The following is a 12,490-nucleotide window of genomic DNA, read 5'->3' on the forward strand; positions in this document are numbered from 1 at the left end:
GCGTAGACCGCCACACTCCCGATCCCCGCATCACGGCATGCACGAGCAACGCGGACAGCGATTTCGCCACGGTTGGCGATGAGCACCTTGCGCACAACAACTCCCTCTTCACTCACAACACCCACCGCCCCGAAGACAGACAGGCAGCCGGGCGACAACACGTGGACAGGCGGACAGACAGCGCGCGAGCGCGCAACAGACACCGGTGGTCACAGCACCTACCCCCACCCTTCCCGCCCCCACGCCAACGATCAAGACATCCCAGTACAGACCTTCGTAAACTTCCCCCGTCGCCCGTCAACGCCCCATCCATCACGTCATACGCACAACAAAAGCCACGGTGCTCCACACCCGCCCACATCTCGGGCAGCCGGGTGCCCTCCGGCCCCGACGGCGTGCCGCCGCCGGGGCCGGAGGCCGATCAGGCTCCCGCACCACCGGCACCGGTCATGCCGCGCCGGAAAGCCGGCCAGTCCACCTCCGCGCCGCGGACATGCGCGTGGGCCAGCGCCGTCACCAGTGTGCGGGCCTCGGGTCGGGCACGGCGCAGGGTCGGCAGCAGAGCGGCCGCCTCGGGTGCGCCCAGGCACGACTTCGCCAGACCCGTCAGCGGGGCGTCGGGACCGATCTCCAGGTACGTGGACACGCCCGCACCCTCCAAGGCGCGCACGGCGTCGGCGAACCGTACGGCGCCACGGACGTGCCGCACCCAGTAGCCGGGCGTACGGATGTCCTCACCCGCCAACTGGCCGGTGAGCGTGGACACCAGCGGAATCGTGGGCCGGCCGAAGGCGGTGTCCTCGATCAGCGCGTGGAAATCGTCCAGGACGTCTTCCATCAGGGGCGAGTGGAAGGCATGGCTGACCGGCAGGCGGCGGGTCTTCCGGCCGGCGGCCTTGAGCTCGGCGACGATCTCCTCGACGCTCTCCGCCGCACCGGCCACGACGACGGACGTGGGCCCGTTGACGGCGGCGATACCGGCGGTGTCGGTCCGGCCGGCGAGCAGAGGGAGGACCTCCTCCTCGGAAGCCAGCACGGCCACCATGACGCCACCGGCCGGCAGTGCCTGCATCAGGCGGCCGCGGGCGGCCACCAGGCGGGCGGCGTCGGGGAGGGAGAAGACACCGGCGGCGTGCGCGGCGGCGATCTCGCCGATGGAGTGCCCGGCCAGCACGTCCGGGCGCAGGCCCCAGCCGTCCAGGAGACGGAAGAGGGCGACCTCGACGGCGAAGGTGGCCGGCTGGGTGAACTCGGTGCGGTTGAGCGTCGCCGGGTCGCTGTCGGCGATGACCTCGCGCAGCGGGCGGGCGAGGTGCGCGTCGAGGGCGGCGCAGACCTCGTCGAAGGCGTCCGCGTAGGCGGGGAAGGTCTCGTGGAGCTCCTGGCCCATGCGGGGTCGCTGGGCGCCCTGTCCCGTGAACAGGTAGGCCAGACCGCCGGGTGCCGGGCGGCCGGTGACGGCGCCGGGAGCCGGGGCGCCGGCGGCCAGGGCTTCCAAGGTGCGTACCGCCTCGTCCTGGTCGGCGGCGATCACCACGGCCCGGTGCCCGTCCCCCGCGGCCGTCTCAGCGGCGGGAGCGACAGGGGTGACGTGCGTCAGGCCCCGAAGGCGGTCGGCCTGGGAACGCAGGTCCTCCTCCGTGGCGGCGGACAGCAGCAAAGGCGCGATGAAGGGAGAGCCGGTACGAGCCGGGACGGTGGCCGTGGCGTCGGCGGTGATGGTGTTCATGGATGTTCTGCCTCGCGTGGTTGTCGGGAATTCCGGTGCGTCGGCGCACTCCGCGGATTCGGCGGGGGCCGGCGGTGTCCGGCACCATGGGCGGGCCCTCGGGGACGGCGAGCGGCCGACAGGCGCGCGCCGGGCTGTGCCGGGCGGCGGCAGGCGACGTGTGCGGTCGCGGTCCCACGGACGGGCGGCCCGCGGGTGACGCGGGCGGCGGGCCGTTGGCCGGGGTGCGTGGCGCGGCCGCGGGTGCGGCGGCGGGCCCAGGTCTACGGGCGTGGTCGCCGCGTTTTTCCGGTGCGCTCGCGTGGGCTCGGGTGCGCGGAGCGGGGCGACAAGAAGCGTTCTTGTGCAGCCGATCGGCGCTCGGGCCGCGGAATTCTTGGTGGTGCGAAAAGTATTGGCGGCGCGGAACAGAACATCAAGGAATTCCCCCATCAGACCTTGGTGAATCTTGTGAATCTTCGTCGGAGTTGTCTCGACGACCCCGGACGACGACGCCGGGACCGGTCGGACGCGACCAGGCGCGTCCGGTGGGCTCAGGCGTGGCCGAAGCGGAATCCGACACCGCGTACGGTGATGATCCAGTCGGCGGAGCCGAGCTTGCCGCGCAGGCTGCTGACATGGGTGTCGATCGTCCGGCCGGGCCGCGACCAGGAGTCGTCCCAGACCTGGGTCATGAGCTGCTTGCGTGAGATGACCTTCTGCGGCCGGGAGGCCAGCAGGTGGAGCAGGTCGAATTCCTTGCGGGTGACCTCGATACGGCGTCCGCTGAGCCGGATCTCGCGCGTACCGGCGTCGATGGTCAGCGGGCCGCTGGTGATGATCTGGGCCACGGGTGCCTGCTGAGGGCGGGCCCGGCGCATGACGGCCTCGATACGGGCCATCAACTCGCGGAAGCCGTAGGGCTTGACGACATAGTCGTCGGCGCCGGCCTGCAGGCCCAGGACCCGGTCGAGTTCGCTGGCCCGGGCGGTGACGGCGATGACGGGAACGTCGCTGGCGACCCGGATGGCCCTGCAGACCTCCAAACCGTCCAGATCGGGCAGCTCGAGATCGAGCAGGACCAGATCCGCACCGCGGTAGACCTGGAGAGCCTTGCCGCCGGTGTCGACGGTGTCGGTCTCGTAGCCGTGACGGCGCAGACCCTGGGTGAGGGACTCCGCCGCCCGGACATCGCTTTCGATCACCAGGACCTTCATGGTCCGACTCGGTGACCCGGTGGGGGCCGCGGCGCCGGTGGGGCCCGCGGCAGTGGGCGCCGCCCGAGGGCGGGGCACGCGCTGGGCGCGTATATGGGGGTCGAGAAGGCTGGTGGCTTGCTGGTTCATCCGCTGCTCCTGCACGTCCACGCGGCGCTGGGCCGCGAGCCGACCGTTCAACATGAGATTACAAACCGGCTTGTCGGTTTGTCAAAGCTCTTGGAGGGAACGCGGCGTGCGCACACAAGAGGTAATTTCAGACAGCCTCCACGCCCCGACTGGCGCCCAACGGCCGCAACAAGACGGCATCTGTACGGCGTTCACGCACGTCACATGGGATGCGGATGAAGCGCGGAGGGGAGGGCGGGTGGCGACACCGGGGCGACGCCGACCCTACGGACGGCCGTTCCGATCGCCTGTACAACTAGAAATAAAACCAGTTAGTTGGTTTCATGTCCGCATGACGTTGTGCCTCCCCTCACACCCCCACGCGCGTACCGCGCCCGCGGCCCCCGCCGCGGGCGCCGCGTGCCCCGCCCGTGCCGTGAACTGCCGCAGGAGTCCCCGGTGACCAAGCAGGAACGGGCCATGAACACCCGGCACGCGCTGATCCGTTCCGCGGCCCAGGCGTTCGACCAGCACGGCTACACCCGGGCCAAGCTCGCCGGCATCAGTGCCGGTGCCGGGGTCAGCTCCGGCGCACTGCACTTCCACTTCGACACCAAGGCCGCCATGGCCCAGGCCGTCGAGGCCGAGGCCGCCCGGACGCTGCAAGCGGTGGCCCGCAGCGTGAACCGCAAGAGCACCGGCGCCCTGCAGACCCTGATCGACGCCTCCCACCTGTTCGCCCAGCAGTTGCGCTGGGACATCGTGGTCCGTGCCGGCTATCAGCTCAACTGCCGCACCCCGCATGCCCCCGAGAGCGACCTGCGCGGCCAGTGGACGACATGCGTGCGCCAGGCGCTGCTTCAGGCGGAGCAGGAGGGGGCCCTGCTGCCCGGGCTCGCCCAGGAGGACATGACCGCCGCCATCGTCGGAGCCACCGTCGGCTTCGAGGCGCTCGCCCGCCACGACCGCGACTGGCTCTCGCGCTCGACCCTCACCGGTCTGTGGCAGGCCCTCCTGCCCTCCCTGGCCACCCCGGAGGCGCTGGCGACGCTGACTCCGGCGGGCACCGAATCCGTCATCAACACCACCGGAGGCACCACCAGCCCCGGCGACAACCCGCTGCGCCAGACCCCCACCCCCACAGGGGTCTGAAAACCCGCCGCCCCCACACCCCCGTTCGACACCTCAGCGCGTACGGCCGGCCCCACGGATGCGGGCCCACAAGGCCGGCCCCCCGCGCGAGGCGGGGTCCGGCAGCGGGACGCATGGGAGCCACCAGGCGTCACGGCCGGTCGACGCCGACCGGTTTACGGGCCAGGAGGTAGGCCTGCGGCACCTCCTCCACGCCCTCGTCGGCCTCGCGCAGCAGCCGTGTCCGTACGACCATCCCCGCCCGGCCCAGCAGCTCGGCTATGTGGTCCGGCTGCCGCCGGTGGAAGTCGAGTGAGACCGGGTGGCCGAACGGCCGCTCCAGGTGCAGGGGTTCGTCGCCGACCTGGAAGGCGAGCAGCAGGTGGCCGCCCGGGGCCAGCACCCGGTGGAACTCCGCGAAGAGTTCCGGCAGGTGTTCGCGCGGGGTGTGGATGATGGAGTACCAGGCCACGATGGCGCCGAGAGCCCCGTCCGGCCGGTCCAGGGCCGCCATCGAGCCCTGCTCGAACCTCAGGTCCGGATGCTCCCGCCGGGCGATCTCCACCATCCGCGGCGACAGGTCGAGCCCGTACACGGGCAAGCCCAGTCCGCGCAGATGCGCCGTCACACGACCGGGGCCGCAGCCGAGATCGACGACCGGCCCGTTGTCGGCGGCCGTCACGATTTCCGCGAAGCCGGCGAGTACGGCCCGATCCCACGGCCTGGTCTCCAGCGCGGTGCGGAAGTGGTCGGCGTAGTCGGTGGCCACGGCGTCGTAGAACGTCCGAGTGGTGCTCGTGAAGTGCGGTTCGCTCACAGTTGATCACCATAGTCGTCGGTCGCTCGGGGGTCGGCCGGTGGGATCGGCCCGAACAGTTGCGAACAGGGCTCAGGGATCGCACGGTTGGCCGGAAGTGGCCATTTCTCGACCCCGGCACCACACGGACCTCCCTCCTGAGGCAGTGGTCCGTACCATTCGTGGCCAGAAAAACCGACGAACCGGTTTTCGTCAACCCTCAAATGCGGACACTCTCGGCCCGGCGCAATCATCCGCGCACGTCAGGCGACCCAGCCCACCCTTGACAAACAGGCTAGCCGGTTTGTTAACGTCCGAGTCGTCGAGTGGCACCACGGCAAGCGCATCATCGCTGGTCACCGGAGTCTCCGACGGGCGTGCGCTCGCGCCTTGCAAAGGGACGGCCTCTTTCGGGAGGACGTCCCGGGCACACACACGAGGGGGAATCGTGGACACCTTTATTCGCTCCGCAGGCCGGCAGGGGGCCGGACTGCTGGAAGCCGTCGTGGGGGAAGGCTTCACCGCGGCCTTGCAGGACGGCCTGAACCGGTCCCTGCCCGCCTGGCACACAACGGCGGCAGGCCCACGGCAGCACCGCGCCACGGCCGCCACCGCGGGGGTCCGGGTCCCGGCACAGCGCCGGCCCGCCGACGATCCGCCGCCGACACCGTCGGCCGACACCGAAGCCATCCTGCGCCGTTTCGCAGCGGCCCTGCCCACCAGCGGGCCAACTCCCCGCGGGGCAGGGCGATGTGCCACGCGTCCCGCACACCACCCGCAGGACAGAGCCGACCTCTCGGCGGATGGGGACGACGACGGGCGGTCGGGGGGTCCGGGAGGCGAGGGGCCCGCGCTGCGCTCCTACGTCATGGCGCGCGCCCGCCTGGCACTGACCGGCGCCCACCACCTGGCGCCCACCCGTCCCGGCCCGGATCACGTCCGGGCCTGGGCCGCCGCCTCCCCCTTGCTCCTGGAGTGCGCCCTGCGGGAAGTGTGGGAGAGCGCGCCCGACAGCGCCACCGCCGCCCGCCGTGCCGCGCGAATCGCACAAACCCTCGCCGCCCCGGCCACGCCACCCGGCGGCGGCCCGGTGGACCCGGATGAACGCTCCTACCCGGCCGGGGAGGCCGAGCAACTGTGGCGGGAGCGCCGCCGGTTGGCCCGCGAAGTGCACGACCAGGTCACCACCCCCCTCACCCAGGCGCTGCGCCACCTCCAGCCGCACGCCCCGATCCGCGGCCGGAGCGAGGACGCGAGCGGGGGCGGCGACGGCGACATCGCGCGCACACAGCACCTGATACGCGAAGCCCTCCACGCGAGCCGCCACCTCACCGGCGACCTGCACCGGGAAGCCGCGCAGCCGCCCCTGGCCGAAGCCGTCCGCGACTTCACCGCTCGTACCGCTCCCGCCGGCGTGGACGTCACCGTCACCAGCACGGGCGACGAGCGGCTGCTCTCCGACGCGTCACGGCGTGAACTCTTCCTGGCCATCCGCGAAAGCCTCTGCAACAGCTTCGCCCACGCCGACTCCGGCCAGATCAAAATCACCACCCGTACCACTCGCCGCTGGGCCCACGCCCGCATCGAGGACCAGGGCAGGGGCTTCAGCCTCACCACACCCCCCGACCCTCGCCATCAGGGACTGCGTTCCATGACCGAACGCATCGAGGACGTCGGCGGCCGCCTCACCATCGAGACCGCGCCCCAGCAGGGAACGCGCATCAGCATCCACCTCCCCCTCGGCCCCCGTCCCGCCTCCTGACACGGCGGCGGGAGAGCGGTGGTCGGCGCGAGCGGCGCGCACCCGGTACGGACGTCCGGGCCGGGCGTGGCGTGGACGCGCCGCCAAAAAAGATCGGGCCCGCCCCGGACAGGACGAGCCCCGGGCCGAAGCCCGTCACGGACACTCAGACCCCGGCGGCCGCGGTCGACTTCTCCTCCGCGACAGCGGCTTCCCGGTCCTGCCACACCCGGCGGCCCCGGTCCGGCGCGGTGTCCAGACCGCGCAACGCGCCCGGCACCGCGATCGCCGGGAGGAAGTAGTCGTACAACATCGCGATCTTCGACTCCAACGAGGCCCCGTCCTCCAGAGCCGTCGCGACGATCTCGACACCCGTCCACGAGCTCACGAACAACGTCGCCGTCGCCCGCACGTCCACGTGCGGCAACAGCTCACCCTGCTCCCGCGCCCCGGCCAACTGCTCCGCGATGAAATCGATCCAGCCCGCCCACGACGTACCGAACAACTCCCGCGCCCTGCGATCCGCCGACAGCCGGATCGAGGCACTCAGCAAGGGCTCCCTGGGCAACCGGTGCGCCAGCACCATGCCCACGTCGACCCACTCCTGGAGCTTCGATTCCCGGGGCACCACGCCCTCGGTCGTGAGGGCCTCCGCCAACACACCCCGCGCCAATTCCTCCTTCGACGCGAAATGGAAATACAGCGCCCCCTTGGTCACGCCCGCCCGCGACAGGATCTCCGCGATCGTCGCGGACTCATAGCCGAACTCGTCGAAAACCGAACCGGCCGCCTCAAGAATCACACGGCGTGTCTGGATCGCCCGCGCCTGCTTCGCCACGAGGGCACCTCCCGAAATCGCTGCTACTGACACCACCGGTGGTCGGCATGAGCGGCGGTCAGCCACCTCACGACCAATTGAAAACCAAACCGGATAGTACGTATCTTATCACCGGGTCCACCCATCGGCCGGTTTCACACATCCACGCCACCGCTAAGGAAGAACCCACCATGACGCAGACCCTGCTCCACCCCCGCCCCACGAGCAGCCTTCGCGCCCCGGACGTCGCACTGCGCCTCCCCCGCCCCACCTCGCCCGCCTTGGTCCCCAAGGAGCTCGTCCACCTCACCCGGAACGAAGGCGTCCTCTGCACGACCTGGCAGCGCCTCGACACCCACCACTACACCGTCACGGCGCACTGGCCCGGCGGCACCACTCGCCACATCCCCGGCCACGGGACCCACCATGACCCCGTCACCGTCGCCCAGACCATACGCCAAGCCGCTCTTCTCATCGCCCACGCCGAATACGAAGCCCCGCTCAACCACCCCACCCTCCTCCACACGTTCCACTACACCCTCGACCCCACCCGCCCCGCACCCCCGTCACACCGCGCGGCGGAGACGACCCTCCACCTCACCGCCACCCCCACCACGACGCGCCGCGACCGCACCACCGCCCTGCACATCCATATGTCGCTTGTGCAGAACGACCACGTCATCGGCACCGCGGAGACCACCTTCGAGTGGATCCCGCCCACCGTCTACCGCCGCCTCCGCGGGGAGTTCCACCAGGCCGTCACCCACCAGCCGTCTCTCCCCACCCCTGTTCCCCCACACCACATCGGCCGCACCGCGCAGCCCCAGGTGCTCATCGCCCCCACCGCGCAGCCCCGCCGGTTCCTGCTCCGTAACGACATCACCAACACCACCCATTACGACCACCCCCTCGACCACGTCCCCGGCCTCGCCCTCCTCGACGCCGCCTACCAGGCAGCGCACCTCACCAGCCCCGCCGCCCCGTTCCACCCCACCGCCACCAGGACCACGTTCCACCGCTTCGCCGAAATCAATCAACCCACCTACATCACCACACACACCACCCCCGCACCTCATATCACCACCATTACCGTGACCGCCCATCAGAACGACGAGCCCGTCTTCACCAGTCACCTCACCAAGCACCACCACCACGGGGGCAGTTGAGCGCCTGTGCCGCACGGCCTCCCGGCGGAGGCGCGAGCTCGCCGGGCGTCCGCGAGCTCGCGCCGGTCGCCGATGTACGCGTCAGTCGTCGAGGAGCGCCAGATCGAGCCCGCGCAGCCGCTCCGGGTCGGCCAGGATGTCGATCTCCACGATCCTGCCGCCCGACACCGTGAAGCCGAACAGCGAGAACGGCTGCCCCTCCCGGTACACGACCATCCCCACCGCTCCATTGACGAGCGCCGGCCGGGCGAGGCCGGCGGAGCCGCCGAGCCGGGAGAAGGTGAGCGCCTGGCCGGCCACGGCCCTCGCGCCGTGGACCAAGCGGGAGGCCAGGACGGGCGCGTCGCCGTAGTCGGCGCGGAGCACGACGTCCGGGTCGAGCACCGTGAGGAGCCCGTCGAAGTCGCCGTCCCGGGCCGCGGCGAGAAAGGCGTCGACGACCTGGCGCTGACGGGTGAGATCGGCGTCGGGAGCCGTGGCCGCGCCCTGTACCCGGCGGCGTGCGCGACTGGCGAGCTGCCGCGCCGCGGCCGGGGTGCGCCCGACCATGGGGGCGATCTCGTCGAAGGGCACGGCGAACATGTCGTGCAGGACGAACGCGAGACGCTCGGCGGGGGCCAGCGTTTCGAGCACCACGAGCAGCGCGAGACCCACCGAGTCGGCCAGTAGCGCCTGGTGCTCGGGGTCGACACCGTCCGGGCCGCTCACGAGCGGATCGGGCACGCGGACGTCGAGCGACTCCTCGCCCCGCGAGGCACGTGTGCGCAGCATGTCCAGGCACACCCGGCCGACGACGGTCGTCAGCCATCCGCCCAGGTTCGCCACATCGCTGGTGTCGGAACGGTGCAGCCGCAGCCAGGCTTCCTGCACGGCGTCGTCCGCCTCGCTCAGGGAGCCGAGCATCCGGTAGGCGACCGCCCTCAGGTGGGTGCGGTGCGTCTCGAAGCGTGCCGCCAGAAATTCGTTCTCGTCCATCCGTCACATTCTCTCGTCGTGATCCGTCAGTGCTTTGACGAACCGGTGCGCGTCGATGTGACAGAAGAGTCGGTCGATGTGACACACGAGATACGCATCAGAGGAGAGCAGCGATGCAGGCACGTATGCAGAACCCCGCGATCATCCTTCCTGAAGCCATGCCGGCCGTCCTCGATCTGCTCAAGGCCGCGAAGAACAGCGGTGTGCCGGAGACGACGCTGAACCTCGTCCACCTGCGCGCGAGCCAGATCAACGGCTGCAGCTCCTGCGTCGACAGCGGCGTGCGCGGCGCGAGGAAGGCGGGTGAGGGCGACGAGCGGCTGTTCGCGGTCTCGGCGTGGCGGGAGATGCCGTACTTCACCGATGCCGAGCGCGCCGCGCTGGCGCTCGCCGAGTCCGCCACCCGGCTGGCCGACCGGCCCGACCCGGTGCCCGACGAGATCTGGGACGAGGCCGCCGCCCACTTCGACGAGCGGCAGCTCGCGGGGCTGGTCCTCTGGATCGGTGTGACCAACCTCTTCAACCGCTTCAACGTCACCACCCGGCAGATCGCGGGCGCGGGCTGGTAGCGGGCGGGGCCGCCATCGGGACGGAGGGGGCGGGTCCGGCGCGTGCGGGGGTGGACGCCCCTCGCCGTCCGGTGGGGCCGCCGGGTCGCGCCTACCGGGGCCGGGAGGCGACCCGGTGGCAGACTTGGGACGTGTCCCTTCGGCCGCTGACGCACTTCAGCCACTCCTGGCAGCCGGGTCACTCGCCCGTGCGGGTGGTGATCCCGCTCGGGCTGATCGTCACGGTCTGTCTCGTCGACATCCTCTCCCCGCGCAGCATCCACCTGGGCCCGTTGCTGGTGGCGGCGCCCGCGATCACGGTGGCGTTCGCCGGCGCGCGCCTGACGGCGCTGGTCGGCGCGCTCACCGTCGCGGCCCTGATGGTGATCGCCGGAGTACGCGGGGTGGTGGACACCGCCAACATTCAGGCGCAGCTCGCCTCGCTGGTCCTCGTCTCGTCCTTGCTGGTCGTCTTCTGCCTGGTGCGGGACCGCCACGAGCGGGAGCTGTACCGCGTGAAGTCGGTGGCCGAGGCGGCCCAGCACGTCCTGCTGCAGCCGCTTCCCCGCAGCAGCGGTCCCCTGGAGATCGCGTGCCTGTATCTGCCCGCCGAGGCCGAGGCCGAGATGGGCGGCGATCTCTACGCGGCCGCCCGCACGACGACCGGCAGCACCCGGCTGCTCATCGGCGACGTCCGTGGCAAGGGTCTGGCCGCGATCAGCCATTCCGCGCTGTTGCTCGGGGCGTTCCGGGCCGCCGCGCACCGGCAGGCCACCTTGCCGCGTCTCGCCATCCACCTGGACGGCGCGGTGCGTTGGGACACCACCCAGTGGCGCGACGCGGCGGAGCCGGACGAGGACGAGTCCTTCGCGACCGCGCTGTTCCTGGACTTCCCGGATGACCAGCCCGTGGTCCACATGCTCTCCTGCGGTCACCCGCCGGCCCTCCTGCTCCGGGAGGAGGGCGTCGTCACTCTCCGGACGAGGACCGGCCACCTGCCCATCGGGCTGGGCAGGCTCGCCGACTCCACCGATCCCGCGTCCGCCGCCCCGTCCGAGGACGACTACGAGGTGGAGACGTTCGCTTTCGCGGAGGGTGATGTCCTGCTGCTCTACACCGACGGCGTCATCGAGGCCCGTGACGCCGACGGCGTGTTCTTCCCCCTGGTCGAACGGGCGGCGGCCTGGGGCGGGGACCGTCCCCAGGACGTCGTACGGCGGCTGCGCGACGAGCTGTCGGCCCATGCGCAGGGCCATCTGGGCGACGACGCCGCGGTCATCGCCGTCCGCCGCGGAGCGGCCTGAGCCCTCAGTCGTTGGTCTTGTCGCCGAGTGGCTTTCCGGTCCGGGCGTCGAGGATCGTCTCGGTGGCGTTCTGGGCGCCGGATTTGACGGTGTCGACCTGCCAGACGGTCGTGCCCGCGTCGTCGCGGTCGATCTCGACCGACTTCAGGTCCTCGCCCCGGCGGCTCTCGGCGACCTGCCGCACCGCTTCCTGCGCCGAGACCTTGACGTCCTCGAGCTTGGTGACGTCGTCGTCCGGTGTCATGTCCTGCCGTTTGTTCACCACCTTCGCGCCGTCCTCGGAGACGGAGAGGTTGTACTGGTCCTTGCCGTTCGACGCGACCTTGATGTCCCAGACGCGGTTGCCGTCCGCGTCCGTCTCCTTCTCCAGGTCGAAGGACTTTCCGGCCGGTACGTCGCGGTCGGCGGTGTCCAGGGCCCTGATCGCGTCCCGGACGGTCGCCGTGACCCCCGCGGTGCCCGCCGAGGCACTGCCGGAGGGACTGGCCGAGGCGCCGGGCGACGTGGCCGAATTCATCGAGGTGGCCGGGGCGGGCGTGCCGCTGGCGTTGTCGCTCTTCTTGTCGGAGTCCGAGTCGGAACAGGCGCTGAGGCCGAGCGCCGTCACTCCCACAAGGAAGAGGGCGCACATTGTGGTGTTTCGTACCATGCGCAAACTGTGACACCTCCTACTGGATCGTCGGTGGTGCCACATACCCCCACGAGCGTGAGTCAGGCAGGCCAAGGGCAGGTCAGGGGCGCGAGGTGGTTCAGGTGACGCGTCGGTACGGCTTGTTGACCGCGGCGGTCGCGGGTGTCGCGGTCGCGGCCACCGCGACGCCCGCCCAGCTTCCGCAACAGCCTCACCAGAGGCAAGGGGTCGGCCGGCCGGCGAGCCGAGAACGCGCCGAAGGGCGGCGGCACCGTGTGGTGCCGCCGCCCTTCGGCGTGGTGTGCTGCCTGGGGTCGGCTCAGTACGCGGAGTTGACGTTGTCCATGG

Annotated in this window: 12 protein-coding genes; 5 read left to right on the plus strand and 7 right to left on the minus strand. The window is 71.1% G+C overall.

Features of this window, described 5'->3' with window-relative positions:
* From ACZ303_RS31615 to ACZ303_RS31625, 3 genes are all read right to left on the minus strand, one after another.
* A partial coding sequence (locus tag ACZ303_RS31615) for a biotin carboxylase N-terminal domain-containing protein (protein WP_281179312.1) occupies positions 1-95 on the minus strand: 95 nt, incomplete at its 3' end.
* Positions 96-421: 326 nt separating this feature from the next.
* Positions 422-1,729: an acyltransferase domain-containing protein gene (locus tag ACZ303_RS31620; RefSeq protein ID WP_467343916.1), complete on the minus strand. Its 1,308-nt coding sequence runs from the start codon at positions 1,727-1,729 to the stop codon at positions 422-424.
* A gap of 533 nt (positions 1,730-2,262) precedes the next feature.
* Positions 2,263-3,054, minus strand: coding sequence for a response regulator transcription factor (locus ACZ303_RS31625; protein ID WP_467343917.1), 792 nt, complete (start codon positions 3,052-3,054; stop codon positions 2,263-2,265).
* A 438-nt stretch (positions 3,055-3,492) separates the two neighbouring features.
* Here ACZ303_RS31625 and ACZ303_RS31630 point away from each other — a divergent pair, with 438 nt between their 5' ends.
* Positions 3,493-4,185, plus strand: a complete 693-nt coding sequence (locus ACZ303_RS31630; RefSeq protein WP_467343918.1) for a ScbR family autoregulator-binding transcription factor — start codon at positions 3,493-3,495, stop codon at positions 4,183-4,185.
* A 130-nt stretch (positions 4,186-4,315) separates the two neighbouring features.
* Here ACZ303_RS31630 and ACZ303_RS31635 read toward each other — a convergent pair whose 3' ends face one another.
* Complete coding sequence (locus ACZ303_RS31635; protein WP_467343919.1) at positions 4,316-4,981, minus strand: class I SAM-dependent DNA methyltransferase; 666 nt, start codon at positions 4,979-4,981, stop codon at positions 4,316-4,318.
* A gap of 427 nt (positions 4,982-5,408) precedes the next feature.
* Between ACZ303_RS31635 and ACZ303_RS31640 the strand changes: the two genes are divergently transcribed.
* Entirely contained in the window at positions 5,409-6,722 is a 1,314-nt protein-coding gene (locus ACZ303_RS31640) for a sensor histidine kinase (RefSeq protein WP_467343920.1), read from the plus strand.
* A gap of 145 nt (positions 6,723-6,867) precedes the next feature.
* Here ACZ303_RS31640 and ACZ303_RS31645 read toward each other — a convergent pair whose 3' ends face one another.
* Positions 6,868-7,539, minus strand: coding sequence for a ScbR family autoregulator-binding transcription factor (locus ACZ303_RS31645; RefSeq protein ID WP_467343921.1), 672 nt, complete (start codon positions 7,537-7,539; stop codon positions 6,868-6,870).
* A gap of 170 nt (positions 7,540-7,709) precedes the next feature.
* Here ACZ303_RS31645 and ACZ303_RS31650 point away from each other — a divergent pair, with 170 nt between their 5' ends.
* A complete protein-coding gene (locus ACZ303_RS31650; protein ID WP_467343922.1) occupies positions 7,710-8,684 on the plus strand; it encodes a ScbA/BarX family gamma-butyrolactone biosynthesis protein in 975 nt (324 codons plus the stop codon).
* An 81-nt stretch (positions 8,685-8,765) separates the two neighbouring features.
* On the opposite strand, the gene ACZ303_RS31655 is transcribed toward ACZ303_RS31650, so the two are convergent.
* Entirely contained in the window at positions 8,766-9,659 is an 894-nt protein-coding gene (locus ACZ303_RS31655) for a sigma-70 family RNA polymerase sigma factor (RefSeq protein ID WP_467343923.1), read from the minus strand.
* A 113-nt stretch (positions 9,660-9,772) separates the two neighbouring features.
* On the opposite strand from ACZ303_RS31655, the gene ACZ303_RS31660 reads away from it, so the two are divergent.
* Together ACZ303_RS31660 and ACZ303_RS31665 are read left to right on the plus strand one after the other, a co-directional pair.
* On the plus strand, positions 9,773-10,228 hold the full coding sequence (locus ACZ303_RS31660; protein ID WP_467343924.1) for a carboxymuconolactone decarboxylase family protein: 456 nt from the start codon (positions 9,773-9,775) through the stop codon (positions 10,226-10,228).
* Between the two features lie 131 nt (positions 10,229-10,359).
* Positions 10,360-11,511, plus strand: coding sequence for a PP2C family protein-serine/threonine phosphatase (locus ACZ303_RS31665; protein WP_467343925.1), 1,152 nt, complete (start codon positions 10,360-10,362; stop codon positions 11,509-11,511).
* Positions 11,512-11,515: 4 nt separating this feature from the next.
* On the opposite strand, the gene ACZ303_RS31670 is transcribed toward ACZ303_RS31665, so the two are convergent.
* The gene (locus ACZ303_RS31670) at positions 11,516-12,160 is read right to left on the minus strand and encodes a PepSY domain-containing protein (RefSeq protein ID WP_467343926.1); all 645 of its coding nucleotides are present in this window, start codon (positions 12,158-12,160) and stop codon (positions 11,516-11,518) included.
* Positions 12,161-12,490 lie beyond the last annotated feature (330 nt).

This window comes from Streptomyces sp. NPDC023527, assembly GCF_055560115.1.

Coding starts and splice junctions, on each gene's coding strand:
- ACZ303_RS31620 (WP_467343916.1), bottom strand. CDS start 1,729: ATGAACACCATCACCGCCGACGCCACGGCCACCGTCCCGGCTCGTACC.
- ACZ303_RS31625 (WP_467343917.1), bottom strand. CDS start 3,054: ATGAACCAGCAAGCCACCAGCCTTCTCGACCCCCATATACGCGCCCAG.
- ACZ303_RS31650 (WP_467343922.1), top strand. CDS start 7,710: ATGACGCAGACCCTGCTCCACCCCCGCCCCACGAGCAGCCTTCGCGCC.
- ACZ303_RS31655 (WP_467343923.1), bottom strand. CDS start 9,659: ATGGACGAGAACGAATTTCTGGCGGCACGCTTCGAGACGCACCGCACC.
- ACZ303_RS31660 (WP_467343924.1), top strand. CDS start 9,773: ATGCAGGCACGTATGCAGAACCCCGCGATCATCCTTCCTGAAGCCATG.
- ACZ303_RS31670 (WP_467343926.1), bottom strand. CDS start 12,160: ATGGTACGAAACACCACAATGTGCGCCCTCTTCCTTGTGGGAGTGACG.